Consider the following 20,148-nt stretch of genomic DNA (forward strand, 5'->3'; position numbering starts at 1 on the left):
CTATGATGCAGTGCATTCTGTAGTAGCTTGATGCAACATGTCTTTCCAAAAATCAAATTGTAAACGTTTACAATTTGATTTTATCATATTTTCCTTAATATATAACTTGAAAAATTTCAAGTTATATTGTAGAAAGTATAGTTATTCATTCTTGCTCACTCTACAGGATAGGGTTCCCAAGGAGCGCGTGTAGATCGAAGGTTGGGTGTAATTGTGATAGCAATGTTCATAATTTCTTTTTCCCGTCTTATGGTTACTTAACAGGCGAAAATATGAATAAAAATAGCGGGAAAAGAAAATATTATTTTAAAAAGGATGAAAGAAGGGTCTGCAACATGAAAAAACAATGGAAATTGACCGCTGCTATTCTGTATGGAGGAGTGATGATGTATGGCACTGCGGGTGCAGCTGGAGCTTTCGGGACGGAACCGAGTAATTCGTTGCAAACTCTCACTCCCAACGACTCTATCCAAGGGGCAGCACGCCAATGGAATGTTGAACCACAGGACGACCACGGGCATGGGCATGTTCACAGACATAGACACGGCAAACGGCCTGGCGGCTTGAATCACCATCTCAACGAGAAAGTAGCCAAGCTGCTGGGCATCACTCCTGTCCAATTAGAGAAAGAACTGGGACAAGGGAAGTCATTGGCCGAGGTTGCTAAAAGCAAAGGCATCCAAGAAGATCAGCTTATTGATAAATTGAAGAATGAAATGACCGTGGATTTGAAACGGCTTGTGAACCGTAAAGGCCCGATTACATTCGATCGTAAGTCCGGGGCTTCGAATGAAGCTCAATTAAAACATGAGGCAGGGACGCCCTCAACCTCGACTAACGAAAACTAAATGTATCTTTTTGCACTAAAAAACCTTGAGAATGGCGGTCCTCAAGGTTTCCATATTCACCGGGCGGTCCGCATCGGATTCCTGCTCTCGCAGGGCACCTTGGTCTGGCACAGTCCGCAGCCGGCACCTGATTTGGCCTCGCCGCCGTTTAGAACCGCAAAGTCCCGTGATGCTTGGCCGTACACAAATTTCATGCAAGCAATCTTGTCATGTCCGCCTTCCTTGCTGATGGCTTGCACAGGGCAGCGGGTAATGCACACACCGCAGATGCCCTTGCTACACAGCAGGCAGTTTCCGGTATGGCCTGTGACTGAAGATGCTCTGGCATCAGGCGGCACCTTGAGATCGGTCACCACGGACAGCAGGCGGATGGCAATTCCTTTTTCGGTGATGAAGCCGTCGTTGATACTGAAGGTGCCAAGACCTGCAGCATATGCAATGTGGCGCTCCGACCAGTTGGAGATCGGCCCCCCTGTGGCACCATAGATGCTGTACCAATCCGTATCCAGCGGTGCAACTGCACGGTAACCAAGGCCTGTTAAGTATCCCGCCAAATGCCGCCTCGCAGACTGTACAAAATATTCATCGCCAAAGGTCCGCAGCAGCGCCCATTCCCTTGAGGCTCTATCTTTTTGCGCACGATTAGCCTTGCGAATCGTCTCGCTGATCGGCAGCACAACGCTGATAACGGTGCCTCCATCAAAACTCCCCATTCCAAAGGAACGTTCAAATGCTTCCTGCGGCGTGGCGTGGTCGGGCCCGACCACTCTTTTGTACTCCTCAAACAAAGGATCATTGCCCGCGGCAAATTGAATAATCGGCTCCTCGTAATAAGGACTCTGTAGTTCTTCACAAACATTGCCTTTGTCTTCGCTCACATAGGTTTTCATCTCGGCTACGATGTTTTCTCTCATATCCGGTACGGATTCAACCATCCTATCCACATCCCTCTCCGTGGTTATTGTTCACAGCAAAGCTTCCTTTCAGAAGTCTTGTGGCGGGCTAACATATATTACTGACCAGCCTTGATACCGCGAAACATTTCTTTTTTTCGTGTATATACACGAATTGAGCAACACTTCATGTATGAGTAGGCGGCTAATCACAAACCCAAATGTTCAATTTTGGATAAGAGTGAGGTCAGTATCTGCAGATTCCCGTTTCCCAATGACTCCTGCAAAAAACGTTGCGCCTCCTCCCAAAGCTCGGCTGCGTCGTTGTATACCGTTCTTCCACTCTCCGTCAGAGTAAGGCAGCGGTTGCGACTGCCCTCAGCAGATGTATCCTCCACATATCCGCTATGCTCCAGCGCCTTCAAATTGCGCACAATCGTTGTCCGGTCGAGCCGCATCTCCAGCGCCAATTCGCTTACACTTGCCGGTCCCAGCGCAGTTAAGTGCTTGAGCAGCGAGAATTGGCTAATATTGAGTCCGCTCGGGGCCAGATACCGGTCATACAGTCCCGTAACAGCCATCGAGGAACGGCGCAGATTAATGCAGGTACAAACTGAGGCTGATTGCTCCTGCGAAGATTTCTTATTCTTCCTTGTCGTTGTCATAAGTTCCCCATTCTTTGTACTGTTTCGTGTATCTACACTATCTCAAAAAATAACCGGTTTTGTCAGAGATGTTTGTCACAGCAGTCAGCTCTGTCGGTCTATCATGATTTATCCCCTGTAGTCCTTCCTACAAATGAAAAGTTGAAATAACCAGTCGCACGAAATCAACCAGCGACTGGTTATTTAGCTTTGCTAGAATATGAGTTGAGCGATACCTATAATAGCTTTTTAAGCTGGGAAATACGGCCTTGGGACACGCCGAGCCATTCAGCATATTCACCTTGCTTGGCTGCTGGATGCTCACGCATAAGTCTTCTTAGCTTTTCAACCAAATGTTGTGAAGGCGACCGATGTGCTCGTTTTTCTTTGTATGGTTCCTTAACAACAGGAACAGGTATTTGACTTACACCTATGTTTCCCTTCAGATCGTTTATGCATTTTTTACACAAAAATGAATCCCTGAAATAGCTTAAATCCTGAACCGAATAACATAAGTGACAGCAGACTCCAATATACTTCCGCATACTCAATAATCCTGTTTCAACATCTAAATAAAATTCTAAAGACTCACCAGCTTGAATACCCATAGAGGTTCGCAACTCCTTAGGGATAACAATCCGGCCTAACGTATCCAAGGGACGTGTCATACCTGTATTTTTCAAATGATCCTCTCCTTCCATTGTCCAACATCCAATGATCTCCTAATAAAAATATAAAAATCAATAAAGTAAAAGCATTTATGTTTGTTCCAAAAGATGGTATTATCGTGAAGGAAAATCTATAATTATACTATTAGTTTCCAAACTATATTGTTTATTGAAATTGAAATTCTATGAAAATGCTGAAAGGGTGGTTTATCCATGGAAATCACACCTACGATACAGGCAGAAATTCAAACCTATTTGAAACGAAAAGGCTTAACGATGACCAAGTTTGGTCACACGATTGATTTGAATGTAGGTACAGTTAGTAGCATTGTGACCGGTAACCGATCTATTTCTGTTCACCAACTGGATAGTATTACTGCGGGAATGAATTTACCACCGGATTATTTTTACGAGCGTTATATTGAAGAATGTATTGAAGAATCTCCGCTCAACTGGAAAAAAATCAGCCCTTTCCTATACCGCTGCATTGAGCTAGGACGACTGGACTGCTTGCAGCGAGTGGTAATTCTGTTATTGGATAACCCTAATTATCCGCCATCACTCTTTGAAGTTGCCGAAAATGTATACAAAGACGGTTATAATGAAGCAGCGGCTTACCTTTACAAAAAGGTGGCTGAAAGTGAGAAGCAGCAGCATTCAGAGCGATTGGCGATCTGCCAGTATCGTTTGTTCCAAATCAATATTGGACAAGATAGAGCTGTAAATCTTCAGGCTGCCATTGAATTTGCCCCTTTTGTTGATCGTTTAGACGAGATAGAGCAATTAGATGCATTAAAAGATTTAGCGAACGTGTATAGGTCACTAAGTATGTGGGACAAGGTGTATGAATTTTCATCTCAAATGGGTCAATTAGGACAGATCCAATATAATTTGGTTTATAACTCCAAGCGAAAAGGAACAGAGCCGCAAAAAAAGCCAATTAGACCGTTTTTTACTTACATAGCCTATTCTGGACTAATGTGTGCTAGTGCTTGCGATGCAAAAGGAGATCATGAACAAGCATTAGAACACATTCATTGTTATGCGGATCTAAGTTGGGTGAAGGAAAAAGATTCCGAGTCCCTTTATTGGAAGAAGCAGTATCTGCAATGGGCGAAAATTAATACGTACGTCAATAGACTTATGTCCGGGGACATCAGTGTTCTGCCGGATTACGTAGAACATATGGCTGCCGAAAAAGAGATTTTTGCCGAGCTACTGAACGTCCTTGAAGTAGCTAATCGATATAATGTAGATGTAGATCATATCCTCCGGCGCTTTGAGTCCCAAATTGCAGCGTATCAGGAACCATCATCTTCTGATACGTATACTCAACAAGTTTTACCGGAAGAATACGTACGCTTCTGGTACAAAATGGCCAAGTACAGCCTAAATAAAGGCAGATATCTATATGGTTTCAAATGTTTAATAAACGCGTTTGAAAAAGCTGTTACAATTAACCATGTACTACTTATTGCCAATTGTTTTGGATTATTTTATCATTTCAAAGCACATGCGGCTCCTAAAACACAGGCTCGGTTCCAAACTATTTATGAGGAGGTGTGGGAGAAAAATGATCAAAAGGATGGCTTTCTTCTTAGCGGTAACTAGCTTTTTACTGGTATTCACAGTACCAGCTCAAACTGCAAATCTAAGCCATGACACAATCCAAACACAAGGACACGTTGGTGGAATGTGATCCAAGTAATGATCATCTTCATATTCTTTACCCTGGACCAGCTTATCGCTGGTCTCTTTTTGTATTATTTTGTAATTTTTTGGTTCAAAAAAGATTATGACGTATTTGTACATCCCTCCTTAAAATAAAATTCATTAGGAGGTATGCAGGATGAACAGGTATGAAACGGTGCCGTTAATTCAACAGATGGAACACGCCAGACAACAATTGCATGATCTTTACGAAGAGTATGGCTTCGGACATGCTTGTGTACTTGAGCAGTCTATGCTTTTGGATGAACTGATTAATCAGTACAACCGTATGTTTCAGACCAAGAAGCTGCCTCACTATGTTTAGAGCTAGATCATTAACAACGACGATGTTATGTTCGGTTCATTCCCCCTTCTTTTTATGCAAAACTATGACTTCTTCCGCGTAATGTTTATTATTATTCTATATAATGACTTATTTTAAAATAAAATACATATTCATGTCATAAAATGTTAATCATTTTTTTGAGGGGACGGCATACTAAGGCAACAAAAAAAGCAGAGCTCAATAAGTGAGCCCTGCCAAAGTCCATTGGAATTATAACCCCATGCTGAAACACAGACACAGATTAGCCAAGCTCCTGCGTGCTTTTGGAAGCACGTTTGGAGGAAAGGAACTGGAAGCGAAACGAGTGCCACTTCAACCGCTGTCTGCCTTTGGAACCAACAATCCAGTTGCCTCCAGGCAGATGGGCAAAGAGCCAGCTGATGCCCAGAGAAACACTTGCCACGACGATAAACGTAATGAGCGTAGCTGTAAAATGATGATCGCCCAGTGCAAGCGGGCGGGTGTAGTAGGATATGAAGGCCAGTACGAGCGCATGGGCCAGATATCCTCCAAAAGAATAACGTCCGATCCAGTTCAGCATACGGCGAAACGGCTCGGATCGCGTATCTTTTTGCAAATGGAGCAGCAGTCCGTACAATAAAAGCAACTGCGACACGATTAGAACAAAGGTGCTTGGCTTCAAATAGGTGGAAATATTAAGATTGATCGTATCGCCCGACTGGATCAGCATCGTGTGACCCATGAGCATGAACAAACCAATAAAGACAAATACATTCCACGGCAACGTCTGTTTGGCCAGTCCACGCCAGGTGTCTGTCATGTAAGCACATACTGCGCCCAGCATAAAATAGAAAAAGTACATGACAAAGTTGTAGGTGCGATAATCCAGCAGAGTCTGCCAAAAGGACGGCAACCCAGTGCTCCATGCAGACATGTCATAGTAGGACCATTGTAACAGCAAAGCATAAACCGCAGCGGAAATCAGCATAATAGCCAAAACAAGCTGTTTGCGTCTTTTCGTGCTGTAACGACGTAGAAACGCTTGAACCTGCCCGGCTGCTTTTGAAAATAGAGGAAACAAAATATAAAACTGAAAGATCATCACTACAAACCATAGATGATATCCGCTGACGGGGATGATCATTTCCTCGAACATACCTTTGTAAAAATAAATATTTCCCCACTGCGCCGTTGACCAGTTCTGAGTACATACCCAATAAATAACAGTCCAGCAAAGGAAAGGAACATAAATATCTCGAAACCGCCTGCCAATATAGCGAGGATAACCAATCGGTTTGTTGCCATTATAAAAAAGTAGCGCCGCAGACAGGAAAACGAACGTCGGTGTGCCAAAACGTGTCAAATGATACAGCATCGCGAGCATAACAGAATCTGGCTGTTGGATGTCGCTGCGATAAATATATTCGCCAATGCAATGCTGAAGCACGACAGCGAGGTAGGCAAGGCCCCGTAGTTCTGTCCACTCCGCGATACGCGGCTTGCTCATCCATATCACTCCTTTTCCTCAAGATACGCACATGTTTTCCCTAGCACAATTGTAGGTATTGTAACGTAGAAACATTAGTGCAGGATTAACGCCACCTGAAAGTAAGAAGAGTGAAGTAGTTCCAATTTGATATGATTGCGTTTACAATCTAAGTAAAACCAGAATAAATTAAAGTGAATTTATAACTTAAGGATACACACAGGAAGAGGAGAGGAAGGATGAAAAAAACGCTGCTGGTATATATGCTGTTGATTGCGGCCTTTGCTCTCTATGTGTTCAGGTATGAACAATCTGGCCCGTTGAATGGCACTTGGGAGGATAAGGGGCTACGAGGCAGCATTGGAGAAACCTATATGATGATTACCTTCCAGTCTGGTTTGGAGTATTGGAAAAGCGGGCTCAAGGGCTTCGAGGATGCTGGGGATGCGCTGGGGGTGACTGTGGAGTATCGGGGAGCTACCCGTTATGATGCGCAGGAGCAGACGACCGTTATTGAGCAGGCGATTGCTCGTAAGCCCGCAGGGATTGCCATATCAGCGATTGATCCTCACTCCCTGATTCCGGTGATTAATAAGGCGCTGGATGCGGGCATTCCTGTAGTACTGTTTGATGCCGGAGCGCCGGGGAGTCGTGCGTATTCCTTTTTGGGCACGGATAATTATAAGGCGGGCGTGACCGCTGCGGATAAGATGGCAGAGCTGTTGGGACGAGAAGGTCAAGTCGCTGTTCTGACACTGCCTGGACAGCAAAATCATGAAGAACGCTCGCGTGGATTTCGCGATACCATTCAGCGGCAGTATCCTGCGATGAAGGTGGTGGAAGTCGCAGATGGCCGCGCAGACGCGATGGTATCCCGGGATGAGTCGCAAAGGCTGATGAAAGCTTATCCGAAACTGGCGGGCATTTTTGTGACCGATGCAACGGGAGGAACAGGTGTGGGTGAAGCGGTACTGAGTCAAAAAAACAGCCATCCGCTGAAAATCATTTCTTTTGATACGAATAAAGCGACACTGGATATGATTCGTGGTGGGACGATCTCGGCAACGATTGCCCAGGGAACATGGAATATGGGCTATTGGTCGCTTCAATATTTGTTCCATCTGCATCATCATTTAACGATTCCTGCACCTTCTTACTCTGGCGACAACACTCCGCTGCCCGTGCGGGTAGATACTGGGATTTCCGTGGTCACCCGGGCGAATGTAGATGATTATTATGCGAAATAAATTTTGGAAGCGTATCCACTTAAGGGTGCACCAAACGATGCCTCGCTTACGCTTGCGCAATATGCCTTTACGCTATCAGCTCATGCTGCTGTTCCTGTTGTTTGGCATTGTGCCTTCGCTGGGATTAGGTCTGCTGGTCAATTGGACGGTGGAACGGATTATTGAGCGGCAGGTGGAAGACCATACGATGCAATTGATTGGCAAGGTAAACGAAGCACTGGACACCAAAATGGAAAATTTGCAAAACATGACGTATCTGATTGCTTTTAACCCCGATATCGGGGAGTTCTGGAAAGGGCGGACGCTGGCAGACGGCCACGCGGGTCATGCGAGTATAGTAACGCCGGAAAACCAGGGGGAGCGGACACAGAACTCGGTGCAAAATCAGGCTCTCAGCTCCAAGCAGGCATTAAGTTCTGTACAGGAGCAGGATACGCTATATGAAATGAAGCAATTTTTGCAGGGATATACTACGTTATATCCTGAGATTGCAGGGATTCTGATCGTAAACGAAAAAGGCGACTATATCAGCAATGAAATGTATGCTCGAAGCACGCGTAGCCTGACGGAAGAAGGCTGGTACCAACAGGCGGCGCAGCATGCAGGCATATTCACTGTGCTAGGACAGCCGAGCCACCGTAATGTGACTACTCATGTCCGGTACAAGGACAGCGAAATTGTCTCCGTCGTTCGTTCGGTTACGGATCCGGAAACCGGACACGTGTTAGGCGTGATTATGATTGACCTCAAGCTACGGGCTGTGTCGCAGGCTGCCAGAGATGTAACCCTGGGCAAAAGCGGGTATTTAATGGTGACAGACGCTGAGGGGCGCAGCGTGTACAGGCCGGATATGCCTTTGATTGAGCGCATTCCGTCGCAATGGTTCGGGGCAGGTGACAGCGGGATGTTTACCCGTGAAGCTGGGGGCAGAGAATTGCTGTTCATGTTCAGGGCTTCCGAATTCACGGGCTGGAGAACAGTGGGGGTATTCCCGGCACGCGAATCTACACTGGAAGTTCGGCAAATTAAGTTCTATGTCGTCTGTTTTGTTTTTATTGTATGTCTATTTGGCTTAACGGCATCCTTGCGATTGTCGAGTTCCATTGCGCAGCCGATTTTCCGGCTGATGTCCTATATGCGGGCAGCAGAGACAGGAGATCTTACAGTTCGCCAATGGAGTGACCGTGGGGATGAAGTTGGGATGCTGGGGCGGAGTTTTAACCGGATGCTGGAGCAAATTCGCCGTCTCATGTCACTTAGCGAACTGAGGGAACGGCAAAAGCGGGATGCCGAGCTGCGCAGCCTTCAGGAGCATATTAAGCCGCATTTTTTATACAATACGCTAGATACCATTCACTGGATGGCTCGAAAAAATGGAGCAGACGACGTGTCCGACATGGTGGGGGCGCTATCGAGATTGTTCCGTCTCGGGCTGAGCAAGGGGGATGACTTTATTCCGCTGCGCTCCGAGATTGAGCATATATCGAGCTATATGCAAATCCAGCAAACCCGCTATCGTGACCGACTTCGCTGGGAATTGAATGTACCCGACGAGCTAAAGGATCTGTTCGTGTTGAAGTTAATGCTTCAGCCTGTAGTGGAAAATGCGATTTATCACGGCATCAAGGCTAGACGTGGTCCAGGCACGATTTGGGTAGAAGCTAAAGCCGAGGGCGACAAGCTGCTGCTGACGGTACGTGACGATGGCGCAGGGATGACGACGGACCGGCTGCGTGAACTGCGTGAATGGCTGGAAATACCCCTGGAGGCGATGGAAGGAAAGCAGAAGCAAAAGGGAGTTAGTACCCATGGCAGAAGCTATGGCATGCTGAATGTACAAGCGCGTATCCGGTTGTCTTTTGGCGAGGAATATGGAATTGTACTGGAGAGCAAAGAAGGGACAGGTACCTGCGTTACGATCACTCAACCGTTGCTGCTGGATATGGCGCAACTGAAGAAGCCTTATGAAAAAGGAGAGGGTCAGGATGACGAAATCACAGGCCACAGACAACTCGACAACGGTGAGTCTGATTGACCAGGCCATAACGGAAGTGACCATAGGGACGGCAAAACGTTACCAAGTATTGATCGCAGATGATGAGCCGATCATCCGAGAGGGGATACGAGATTGCATAGACTGGGCGGCTCTGGGCATGGAGGTTGCAGCAGAGGCGGAGGACGGAGAAGAAGCGCTGGAGCTGGTGGGTCAGCTTCATATCGACATCGTGCTGGTCGATATGAATATGCCGTTCATGGACGGCATTGAACTGATTCGGCGGCTGCGGGAAGAACATCCGGAATGCCGTTGCCTGATCATTTCCGGGCATGATGAATTTGCTTATGCGCAGGAGGCTGTCCGACTTGGCGTAGAGGATTATATTTTGAAGCCGGTAGATGCGGATCAGCTTCATGCTGCGCTGTTGCGGCTTCGTCAGCGAATGGACGAAGAGCATAAGCGTGCCGCCTATGTAGAACAAGCCGCCGGACAGATTGAACGGAATATTCCGCTGCTGCGCCAGCGTTTTTGCCTGGAATGGATGGAAGGGCAACACACGGGAAAAGACATCATGGAACAGTTGGCGTTTTTACGGCTTCCATCGCGACCGCCTGCTCAGATCGGTGTCGTACGGTGGCCTGCGGCAGAGGCACGGCAGACGATTATGCGTGAGAATGACCGCCAGTTGTTTCTTTTTGCCGCTGAAAATATTATTGGCGAACTGCTGGAGGACCGACCGCATGTGTTGTTCCGCGATGCGAACGGGCTGATCGGCATATGCCTGTGGCAGGAGGCACCCGAGACGATAGGCACTTCCATGGAGCAGGCGATTGGACGCTACCTGAATATAGCGGTTCATACGCATGTGGAGTCCAACGCGGGTGGACTAGAAGGTGCAATTGACGCGTACCGGGTGAGTCGGGATCGAGTGTATGGCGAATCGCAGCTGTCTCCCATCGTACGTCGGGCCCGGCAGCTCATTCAGGAAGGTTACGCCGATCGGGAATTAACGCTGGAAGCCCTTGCTTCGCGGCTACAAGTATCCGCCGTATATCTCAGCCGTGTGCTCAAAAAGGAGCTCAACGACAGTTTCGTGACCCTCGTCACGCGTGCCCGTATCCGTAAAGCAGTGCAGCTGCTGGATTCCACGACGTTGTCTATCTATGATATAGCAGAACGTACGGGTTACGACAGTCAGCACTATTTTAGCACCGCTTTTAAAAAGACTATGGGCGTGTCCCCTGTGCAGTATCGTAAAGGCGGTGGAATTCAAGAAAGCACGGTAGAGTAGGAAGGATTGGAATGGGGGATGAGTCTCACACTGTCTAATAATAAACTGTAAGAAAAAATGTGTGTGTAATCACACCTACGCATTCAGGGGTTTGTTACGCTGGGGATAACGAACAAATATCTATCAATATTTGGAGGAAAACGATATGTTTTGTTATCAGTGTGAACAGACGCCGAGTGGCGGGTGTAAAGTAGTTGGGGTGTGCGGGAAGGATGAGACGGTAGCGAGCTTGCAGGATACGATGATTTTTGCATTAAAAGGGATTGCTGCCTATGCGACACATGCTCGTCAGTTGGGATATAGCGATCCTGAGGTAGATCGGATCACGCATGAAGCGTTATATATGACCTTAACCAATTCTAACTTTAATGTACAAGAGCATTTGGAAATGGCGATGAAGGTCGGAAATGCGGCTGTACGGATCATGGATGTGCTGGATCGTGCGCATACGGATCGTTTTGGCATTCCGCAGCCGATTACGGTCAGCCAAAATAAAATCGAAGGCCAATGCATCGTCGTGACCGGACATAATTTGTATGCGCTGGAGGAATTGCTGCGGCAGACGGAGGGTAAAGGCATCAACATCTATACCCACTCAGAAATGCTGCCTGCCCACGGTTATCCGGCATTGAAGAAATATGCACATCTCAAAGGGAATATCGGTAAAGCCTGGTACGATCAACGCAGACTGTTCGAAGAGTTCCCGGGCGCCATTCTGGCTACGACGAACTGTGTTATGCCGATTAAAGGCACGTATGCAGACCGCTTCTTCTCTTATGAAGTAGCCGGGCTGGAGGGAGTAGCCAAGATCATGGACGACGATTTCTCTCCATTGATCGAGCGTGCTTTAGCACTGCCAGCCGCAGATGTAGAGTCTGAGCAGGTGCTTACGACAGGATACCATCACGAGACGGTTATCGGGCTGGCTCCTGAGATTATTCAGGCAGTTAAAGACGGGCATATCCGTCGTTTCTTCGTCATTGCAGGCTGCGACGCACCGGGCAAAGGCGGCAACTATTATCGCGAGCTGGCTACATCCTTGCCGAATGATACAGTCATTCTGACCACGTCCTGTGGTAAATTCCGTTTTAATGACGTGGATTATGGCACCGTTGGAGATACCGGCATTCCGCGTTATATTGATTTGGGGCAATGCAACAATTCCGGTTCTACTGTTAAAATCGCTCTGGCATTAGCGGATGCTTTCGGCTGTACGGTGAACGAACTGCCTGTCAGCATTGTTCTGTCCTGGTTTGAGCAAAAAGCGGTCGCCATCCTGCTGGGCTTGTTCAGCCTTGGCATCCAAGATATTCGCATTGGGCCGAAGCCGCCTGAGTTCATTTCTTCTGGCGTACTGGATGTACTGGTGGAGATGTTTGGCTTGAAACTAATTACTACCGCAGAGGAAGATATGAAAGCGATGTTGGCGTTGTCGTAAGGGGTTGGTGGGGAACTGCAAAGCGCAGTTCCTTTTTTGTTTCATCGTTCATCGATTCTTATAAAGATGTCCGTAAGAATCTTTAATGCCAGCTCAGTATCTTTGGATTCACGAGTTCTTAGGAGAGTCAAAATGGTTTTTATACTCGAATCTTCTTCGGTAAGCTCATCATTGTCCTTCACATATGTAAGCAACTGATAGACGCCCACGTTCAATGCCTTCGCTATTTTCTCCAGATTTTTCAAAGATATATTTCTCTCCGCACGCTCAATGAAACCAATATAACTCGAATTGAATCCTGCTTTTTCGGCTAAAGCTTCTTGGGAAAGCCCTTTAGACTTTCGAATATCTCGAATACGTGTACCGACTAATTCTAAAAGTTCTGACATGATTACACCTCTCTATAGTAAGAATTTCACAAAATTCGATTCCAATCGCTCCAAAATGTAATATATAGACGAACGAGATCATCTCAATCTATATATTATTAATTGGAAGTCGCTTATTGGATTTTGCAAAATCCTCTAGTTAGAAGTGTAGAGAAAGAGTTACATCTAATTAATAAGTGTTAGTAAGTAAATTGAATTAAAAACTACTATATAGTAATATTTATTATGAAGCTTGTCCCGTAGCTAGAAAATTATACATCTTGATGGTTACATAATTGTGCTATGTTGCTCACATTGTTTCAGGATTTTGCAAAATTCGATACCAGTCGCTCCGAAGTGTAAGATATAGACGAACTAAACTATTTCCATCTATATTTTGTTCATTGGAAGTCGCTTATGGGATTTTTGCAAAATCCTCGTTTATGAAATTTTAATTCAGGAGTTGATTCCCCTTGAAACATTACTCCTTAAGTCCCCTACATAGTGATTCCGATTTCAAATTGCCTAAGTACAGCGATACCTACATATTCAATTGCATGATGGATTTTCAAAAGCTTGCCGAATACCAGATCAAGCTTGCACAGATGATGCGCGACCATAATCAGTTTCACAACTGCCTCATTCTTTGTGATCAAGCGATGTTTTCTATGGCTAAGGCCATTTATGTTCATCGAAACCAAATCATTCCATTGTATATTCGTTTATCCGTGACTGACCTGTTCCCTTTAATTCACACAGAGGCTGAGCCTAATTTAGATATGGTGCTGTTTATCGGTACGGTACATTATCTGGTTTCGGGTGAAGATGATGTATCTAAAGAGCCGATGAAGCTGGGGGAAGTAGACAAGTTGCTTTATAAAACGGACTCTATTCTAGAGTCTCTATCACAGCGGATCGTAGCTGATCCGTCTAAGCGGTATCCATCTATTTATAAAGAAAATTCGTTCAATGAATCGGTAGATCTTTTATCAATAATACCCGGTTCTTTTTGAGCTAATGATATAATGACGCAAAGGAAGATGTTGGATGCTGGCTAACACTTCCACATCAGAAAGGGTGTTATTTCATATGCCTACATACAACAAACTGGTGCGGGATCGAATTCCGCACCTCATTATGTCTCAGGGTAAGGAATGTCGGACACGTATCTTGGAACCAGAGGAATACAAGCAGGAATTGCGAACAAAGCTTCGTGAAGAAGTCGAGGAATATTTTGAAGCGGAGAAAGATCAGGATGCGCTGGAAGAACTGGCGGATATGCTGGAAGTCATCCGAGCGCTGGCAGAAGTACATGGAGCGAATGTAGCAGAACTGGACAAGCTACGGGCAGACAAAGCCGAGGCACGGGGCGGATTCCAGGAGCGGGTGTTTTTAATTGATGTCGATGAAGCTTAATGTCAAGCTCATTACGGATAATTTAGCGGATGGACTTATCGCGGAGATACGATATGCCTCCGGGATTTTATTATGACTTCTTTTATAATGCAGTTCGGATTGATAATCTATTTTTTAAGGAAATGTATTCAACTACATCGTCAAAATGTTTAAGAGAAATATGGAATTATACAGGGGAAAGAAAATAAAGAGATTATTTGTGTTTGTGATTGAGAGAGTGTAGTAAACATCAGCAAAAGGTTCGTTACAGCAGGAAGTAATATTAAATGAAGCAAGTATATGCGAAGATTGAAATGAATGGTAATCGTTATAATGATGCACAGGTGATAATTGAGGTCTAAGCGCAGAAATTAAAGAAACAAAAGTGAGTTCTGGACAAGCCACATGAATCGTATGAAGAAGACATAATAACAGAAGCAAGTACTTTGGAGCGTCGCAGACGAGTGAAGAGCAGAATCGGGCGTTGAAGAAAATGGTGGAGCGGATTGTGTATAATTAGGGAAGGGAATCGAGTAGAGTTGACGGTTTGTTAAGATGAACCCAATTAGCCGTAGAGAGGGCCTCTGGAGTAATTACAGAGGTTCTTTTTGTTATTATTTAAGTTTTTTGGATTTAAAGAAATTGTAGGAATATTTTTAATGATACTAAAATTAATGGGAAAAGCAGGAGGAATATAAAATTATGTCGAAAGTAGTAGTTCATATGGACCATTATATTTACATCATTTATAAATTTGCAAATGACTAAGTAGTTTTGAGGGATGTAATTATTTGTTATGATTCAAAAAAGTATTTATGTAACGAAATAATTAGTATATGAGGTGCAATTATGGAACCATACATACTGGATAACAGTGGAATATATAGTTTGAGCGGATTTTCTTATCAAATACGAGTATTTGTTTATTATATGTTAAAGCTTAAAGAAGGAATGCAAATTGAGTTTGAAACGATTGATGATATTAATATGAAGAAAATTAAACCTCAACAACTAGATGATTTTGATGAAAAATTTTTGAATAAAATAGTTGGTAGTTCAACAAATGAAACAATGCAAGTTAAGAGAACCACTATCACGCAAAGTACCGCAGTACAAGTGTTACTCAATTGGATTTTACTCGAATCTTCGGAATATAAGGTTTCCAAATATACGTTGTTTACTGATGCTGAATATAACAATACAGATATATTGTTTAGTAATTCAGCGGAAACACTTTTTGAATCAATTAGAGACTCGGATAAGAGTAATAAGGCCACTATTACAAAGGTTAAAAAAATATACAAAGAAGTAGAAGAATTCAAAAATGTATACGAATCTATTAAAGAAAAATACGAATTTGTTTCTATGGAAAATATTGATGAGAAAATAGATGAAAATTGTTCAGAGTTATTTAGAAAAGCTGGTATAAATAAGGTTGTTTATTATCAAAGAATAAAGGAATTGTTACAGCATATTACCGTACAAATCATGGATAGCATATATAGTAAAAAACCCTATATATTCACCTATAAAAAATTCATGACATTAGTAGAAGAAATTTGCAGTAGGATGACGGAAGAAATAACGCTCCCTCAATATTCGGATTTTAAAAAGCTTCACTCTATTGATTTTAATGATTTAAGTATCTCAAAATCTAGAGAATATAAGCAATTACTTGCTTGTGAACTGCCACAGCCTATAATTAAAACGCATTTGGGATACGGTGAGTATTACAAGGAGTTACGTTTTAAATATATGGAGTTAAATAAGATCGGTAAGATTGATAATATCGAAGAAACAACACATGAGAACTTTGAGATGGTTAAATTTGAATTACAAAAAAATGGAAATGATACACCATTTAATCGTTTGAATGCAACAAAACAACAAGGGAACACATATGCACAAAATGAACATGTTCGTTTTGGATCAGGAATATTTTTAACAAAAGAAGGAATCGAAGACATCCAAATTTCTTGGAAGGATGATAAACATGAGACAACTGAAAATTGAAGTTGAATCCATTCAGGTTAGTATTTTTTGTGAAATAGTTTTAGATATTCTTAGGAAGCATAGGAGATTAAGCATAACTAAAACATTAGTTTTTGCCTACTTAATTAAAAAACAGCGTTTTATCCCTAATAGTGTTTATAACGGAAATAATACTCAAGATATTATTTATAAATGTCTTTCGCTCCTTTCTGGAGACTATTTAGAATTCTGTAACAGTGTAGAGTTTATTATTAAGGCAATCCATGTATTGAAAACTAGGAAGATTATTATTGTAGAAAATGATTTGTTATTGATTAAGGATAATTTATCTGATAGTCAAAGTATATTCAAAGAAACCAAATTCCTCGAAAAAGCCATTGAATACAGTAAGGGTATAAATGAAAGACAATTTATGAAAGAGGTCACTAATAATGTTTAAAATAATTAATTTAGAGCTTTGTAGTGTTGATGATAGTAAATTCATATACGAGTTTAAACCAGGGATTAATTATTTCAAAGGTAAAAATAGTTCTGGAAAAACTGAGTTCTATAGTTTTATTGATTTTATGTTCGGGTCCTCGGAAGATATTAGAAAAAAGCCTTGGTACAATGGAACATTAGCAAAGGCAACAATGCAGTTTGAATATAATGGTTTAAATTTTAAAATATCAAGAACCAGTAATCCTAATATAAATTATCTCTATTATTCAGATGAAGAGGAAACAGCCTTTATAGATTTAAGGGAGTATAAAGGAAGGCTAAATAAAATTTTTGCAAGAGATATTGACCTCCTTAAAGATTTGAAAAACTTTACAGAGGAAGAACTTACCTATAGATCATTTACAATGTTTAATTTTCTTGGTGAGAAAAGGCAAGGAGCGATTCATGATTTTTTTGACAAATGTAGTGATGTGAAATATTCGGTAAAACTGGCGCCTATATTAAATTTCATATTCAATAAACATCTTGAGCGCATATATGAGTTACAAAAAGAATTGAATTCTCTATTATCTGAAGTGAGGGAGTTAGAAACTGCAACAGCAAGGTATGATTTTATATTTGCACAAATAAATAAGAACCTTCAGAAACTAGGAACTGGAATTTGGTACTCTGGGAAAAATGCGGAAGATATAAAAATCAAACTTAATGAAATAAAGAACATGAATGACCTTGTTCTAAGCAAGAAAGAGAAGAATATTGCTGACTTGGAAGTAATGTATAGCAACATCTCTGAACAAATTAAAATATATGAAAACCGAATCTCTGATTATAAGCAAATTGAGAGAGACAATCAAAACAGAAAGTTATTATTAGAGAAGCTGAATTCACTACTTGGAGAAAATAGTGATTTTGAATATTTAGTTTCTCCATTACAAAAGTTAATTTCTGAACTTGATTCTACAATATCGTTTAGTAAATTTCTAATCGGGGACAGTACTATAAATGAACTAAAGAAACAAAGAGAACAAGTGAAAATGGAAATAAAAAGAAACGATTCTCGATTCAAACTATTTTCAATGGAAGAAAAGGCAAAGGCAATCATAATTATAGAAGATTATTTATCGGCAGATATTAGATCCTATGAAGATGAGCTAAAACAGAAAAAAAAGAGAATCAAAGAAATACGTGAAGAATTAAGGGTATTGCAAAATTCTGATGATAATAAAAAAATTGAGGGGTTATCCAAGTTTATTACAGATCTTTATCAATCTGCAAAGGATATTTCTTCAGTGGTAGATGATGATTTCAACCAAGAAGGTTTCAAGATACAATATCTAAAAAAAGGTAATATATTGCAACCCACAATAATTAAAACAGAATTTGATGAAAATGAATTAAAAGAAAAGAAGGCTGTTAATTATTATATTGGAAGTATGGCAAGGCATACACTAATTCAATTGTGCGGTTATTTCGGATTTTTGAAAATATTAATAGAGGAGAATAAATATCCAATAATCCCTATATTGGTTATCGATCATTTATCTAAGCCATTTGATCATTCAAATTCAAAAGCTATAGGCAGAGTAATATCTAAAGCATATGAAAGTATCGGAAAAAACAAATTACAACTTTTTATGTTTGATGATGAGGAATATGAAACATTGGATTTAAAACCAGACCATTCGGAGAACTTAGTTACTGAATTTAAAACAGGTTTTAATCCTTTTTTCACCTCAAAAATGAATGGAGATGCGGAGGAAGACCAAACTTAGGTTTCTGATAAAAATAAAGCTATTTATCTAAGCCTTTAAGTATTAACGGGGAATGGGATGCCTAATAATAACTCAAATCATTTAATTAAATTTATAATTTATTTAGGTATGGTTCGTTACTGAGGCATAGGTAATAAGAAATATGAGCCTCTGTGAATAAGTTCCAAAAAAGTGTAACTCTTTAGATAGCCGTTTTTAATGATTCTACAAATTGAGACTTTTGCCAATCGTAAAAAGGCCAAAGTCTTTTTGCATTTTCAAGGTATATGTGCGATCCTGATGATCCTTATTCCAACTTAAATCCCTCCTCCCCCACCACAAAGGTTAAAATTTTATAAAAAAAGTTCAAAACCAGCAAAGACCTTTCCCGGCCTGGAATGATACCATGTGTTTGCACATAAAAAAAGGAGAGGTACTCGTTGCCTCACTTATGTAAGCGCTATCTCATTTCGACTCTAATCAGCACTGACCTGAGGATTTTGCAAAATCCTTACCTTCAAATTGACCCGCATCACATGAGGAAAGGGGAACTTCATATGAAAAAAGGAGCTGTTGTCGTATGGCTTCTGGTTTTGGCCCTGATGCTTTCGGCCTGTAATTTGGCGGAGAGTGGAACGGGCAGCAAGGAAAAAGGCTATGTGGGCATTTCCATGCCGACCAAATCGTCCGAGCGTTGGGTAGGGGACGGGGAGAATATGGTCCGGTTGTTTCAGGAGCAAGGCTATAAAACGGATTTACAGTACGCCGAGGACGTGGTGGAAAACCAAATCTCCCAAATCGAAAATATGATCACCAAGGGTGTCAATGTTATGGTGATCGCTTCGGTCGACGGAAACACGCTGACGGATGTGATTCAGAAGGCACACGACCGAGGCATTCAGGTCATTTCTTACGACCGGCTGATTCGCAACACACCGTATCTGACGTATTATGCGACCTTCGATAATTTTAAGGTGGGCGTGCTACAGGCGGCATATATTGAGAAAAAGTTGGGACTCAAGGAAGGCAAAGGCCCATTCAATATCGAGCTGTTCGGTGGTTCACCGGATGACAATAACGCTTATTTCTTCTTTAATGGTGCGATGTCTGTACTTAAACCGTACGTGGATTCCGGAAAACTGGTCGTGCGCAGCAAGCAGATGACGATGGCGCAGATCGCTACACTGCGGTGGGATGGAGCATTGGCCCAGTCGCGAATGGATAACCTGCTGAGTGCGTACTATTCGGGGGCTAATCTGGACGCGGTACTATCCCCTTATGACGGAATCAGTATCGGTATCATTTCATCCCTAAAAGGGGTCGGATATGGATCAGCGAACAAGCCGCTGCCGATCATTACAGGGCAGGATGCAGAGCTGGCTTCCATCAAGTCGATTGTGGCTGGGGAGCAGACACAAACTGTATTTAAGGATACTCGCAAGCTGGCTGAGCAAACGGTCGTGATGGCCAACAGCATTTTACAGGGTAAACAAGCGGAAGTGAATGACACCGAATCCTATAACAACGGTAAAAAGGTCATTCCTGCCTACTTGCTTGATCCAATCTCGGTGGATCGGACGAATGTGGAGAAGGATATTGTCGGCAGTCACTATTACACCAAAGAGCAAATCGGATTGAAATAAGAGTAAGAATCCAACCGAAAGGAGCGTATC

The 20,148-nt window shown here is 42.6% G+C and carries 18 protein-coding genes; 13 read left to right on the forward strand and 5 right to left on the reverse strand.

From position 1 onward, the window contains the following. Window positions 1-335: 335 nt before the first annotated feature. Window positions 336-848 carry a hypothetical protein gene (locus MKY24_RS05745; protein WP_339201572.1) on the forward strand — a complete coding sequence of 171 codons (513 nt, stop codon included), beginning with the start codon at window positions 336-338 and terminating at the stop codon, window positions 846-848. A 56-nt stretch (window positions 849-904) separates the two neighbouring features. Here MKY24_RS05745 and MKY24_RS05750 read toward each other — a convergent pair whose 3' ends face one another. The 3 genes from MKY24_RS05750 to MKY24_RS05760 all read right to left on the reverse strand — a co-directional run bounded on the left by MKY24_RS05750 (window position 905) and on the right by MKY24_RS05760 (window position 3,068). After that, window positions 905-1,783 (reverse strand): hypothetical protein, encoded by an 879-nt coding sequence (locus MKY24_RS05750; protein WP_028543180.1) that lies wholly within the window; start codon window positions 1,781-1,783, stop codon window positions 905-907. 167 nt (window positions 1,784-1,950) lie between these two features. Then, complete coding sequence (locus tag MKY24_RS05755; protein WP_220027180.1) at window positions 1,951-2,406, reverse strand: MarR family transcriptional regulator; 456 nt, start codon at window positions 2,404-2,406, stop codon at window positions 1,951-1,953. A 215-nt stretch (window positions 2,407-2,621) separates the two neighbouring features. Further along, a complete protein-coding gene (locus MKY24_RS05760) occupies window positions 2,622-3,068 on the reverse strand; it encodes an AbrB/MazE/SpoVT family DNA-binding domain-containing protein (protein ID WP_339201574.1) in 447 nt (148 codons plus the stop codon). Between the two features lie 198 nt (window positions 3,069-3,266). Here MKY24_RS05760 and MKY24_RS05765 point away from each other — a divergent pair, with 198 nt between their 5' ends. After that, window positions 3,267-4,664, forward strand: a complete 1,398-nt coding sequence (locus tag MKY24_RS05765) for a helix-turn-helix transcriptional regulator (RefSeq protein WP_339201576.1) — start codon at window positions 3,267-3,269, stop codon at window positions 4,662-4,664. A 238-nt stretch (window positions 4,665-4,902) separates the two neighbouring features. Continuing rightward, window positions 4,903-5,088: an aspartyl-phosphate phosphatase Spo0E family protein gene (locus MKY24_RS05770; RefSeq protein ID WP_076157770.1), complete on the forward strand. Its 186-nt coding sequence runs from the start codon at window positions 4,903-4,905 to the stop codon at window positions 5,086-5,088. Between the two features lie 262 nt (window positions 5,089-5,350). Here MKY24_RS05770 and MKY24_RS05775 read toward each other — a convergent pair whose 3' ends face one another. Continuing rightward, window positions 5,351-6,577 carry an acyltransferase gene (locus MKY24_RS05775; RefSeq protein ID WP_076157774.1) on the reverse strand — a complete coding sequence of 409 codons (1,227 nt, stop codon included), beginning with the start codon at window positions 6,575-6,577 and terminating at the stop codon, window positions 5,351-5,353. Between the two features lie 218 nt (window positions 6,578-6,795). Here MKY24_RS05775 and MKY24_RS05780 point away from each other — a divergent pair, with 218 nt between their 5' ends. From MKY24_RS05780 to hcp, 4 genes are all read left to right on the forward strand, one after another. Beyond that, window positions 6,796-7,803 (forward strand): substrate-binding domain-containing protein, encoded by a 1,008-nt coding sequence (locus MKY24_RS05780; protein WP_339201578.1) that lies wholly within the window; start codon window positions 6,796-6,798, stop codon window positions 7,801-7,803. A 37-nt stretch (window positions 7,804-7,840) separates the two neighbouring features. Next, entirely contained in the window at window positions 7,841-9,838 is a 1,998-nt protein-coding gene (locus MKY24_RS05785) for a sensor histidine kinase (protein ID WP_339201579.1), read from the forward strand. Then, window positions 9,789-11,090, forward strand: a complete 1,302-nt coding sequence (locus MKY24_RS05790; RefSeq protein WP_339201581.1) for a response regulator — start codon at window positions 9,789-9,791, stop codon at window positions 11,088-11,090. The genes MKY24_RS05785 and MKY24_RS05790 overlap by 50 nt, the downstream gene beginning before the upstream one ends. 145 nt (window positions 11,091-11,235) lie before the next feature. Then, window positions 11,236-12,528 carry a hydroxylamine reductase gene (gene hcp / locus MKY24_RS05795; protein ID WP_220027187.1) on the forward strand — a complete coding sequence of 431 codons (1,293 nt, stop codon included), beginning with the start codon at window positions 11,236-11,238 and terminating at the stop codon, window positions 12,526-12,528. A gap of 41 nt (window positions 12,529-12,569) precedes the next feature. Here hcp and MKY24_RS05800 read toward each other — a convergent pair whose 3' ends face one another. Continuing rightward, a complete protein-coding gene (locus MKY24_RS05800; RefSeq protein ID WP_023987345.1) occupies window positions 12,570-12,917 on the reverse strand; it encodes a helix-turn-helix transcriptional regulator in 348 nt (115 codons plus the stop codon). A 452-nt stretch (window positions 12,918-13,369) separates the two neighbouring features. On the opposite strand from MKY24_RS05800, the gene MKY24_RS05805 reads away from it, so the two are divergent. The 6 genes from MKY24_RS05805 (at window position 13,370) to chvE (ending at window position 20,118) form a co-directional block, all read left to right on the forward strand. Next, a complete protein-coding gene (locus MKY24_RS05805; RefSeq protein WP_339201583.1) occupies window positions 13,370-13,909 on the forward strand; it encodes a hypothetical protein in 540 nt (179 codons plus the stop codon). A 76-nt stretch (window positions 13,910-13,985) separates the two neighbouring features. After that, window positions 13,986-14,312 carry a nucleoside triphosphate pyrophosphohydrolase gene (locus MKY24_RS05810; RefSeq protein ID WP_339201584.1) on the forward strand — a complete coding sequence of 109 codons (327 nt, stop codon included), beginning with the start codon at window positions 13,986-13,988 and terminating at the stop codon, window positions 14,310-14,312. An 828-nt stretch (window positions 14,313-15,140) separates the two neighbouring features. Next, entirely contained in the window at window positions 15,141-16,304 is a 1,164-nt protein-coding gene (locus MKY24_RS05815) for a hypothetical protein (RefSeq protein WP_202404132.1), read from the forward strand. Continuing rightward, complete coding sequence (locus MKY24_RS05820) at window positions 16,285-16,722, forward strand: hypothetical protein (protein WP_160789574.1); 438 nt, start codon at window positions 16,285-16,287, stop codon at window positions 16,720-16,722. The genes MKY24_RS05815 and MKY24_RS05820 overlap by 20 nt, the downstream gene beginning before the upstream one ends. Further along, window positions 16,715-18,496 carry a hypothetical protein gene (locus tag MKY24_RS05825; RefSeq protein ID WP_202404133.1) on the forward strand — a complete coding sequence of 594 codons (1,782 nt, stop codon included), beginning with the start codon at window positions 16,715-16,717 and terminating at the stop codon, window positions 18,494-18,496. Before MKY24_RS05820 ends, MKY24_RS05825 begins: the two co-directional genes overlap by 8 nt. Window positions 18,497-19,032: 536 nt before the next feature. Then, complete coding sequence (chvE, locus tag MKY24_RS05830) at window positions 19,033-20,118, forward strand: multiple monosaccharide ABC transporter substrate-binding protein (RefSeq protein ID WP_025722459.1); 1,086 nt, start codon at window positions 19,033-19,035, stop codon at window positions 20,116-20,118. Window positions 20,119-20,148: the final 30 nt, after the last annotated feature.

The organism is Paenibacillus sp. FSL P2-0322 (assembly GCF_037975315.1).
GTDB lineage: Bacteria > Bacillota > Bacilli > Paenibacillales > Paenibacillaceae > Paenibacillus > Paenibacillus polymyxa_B.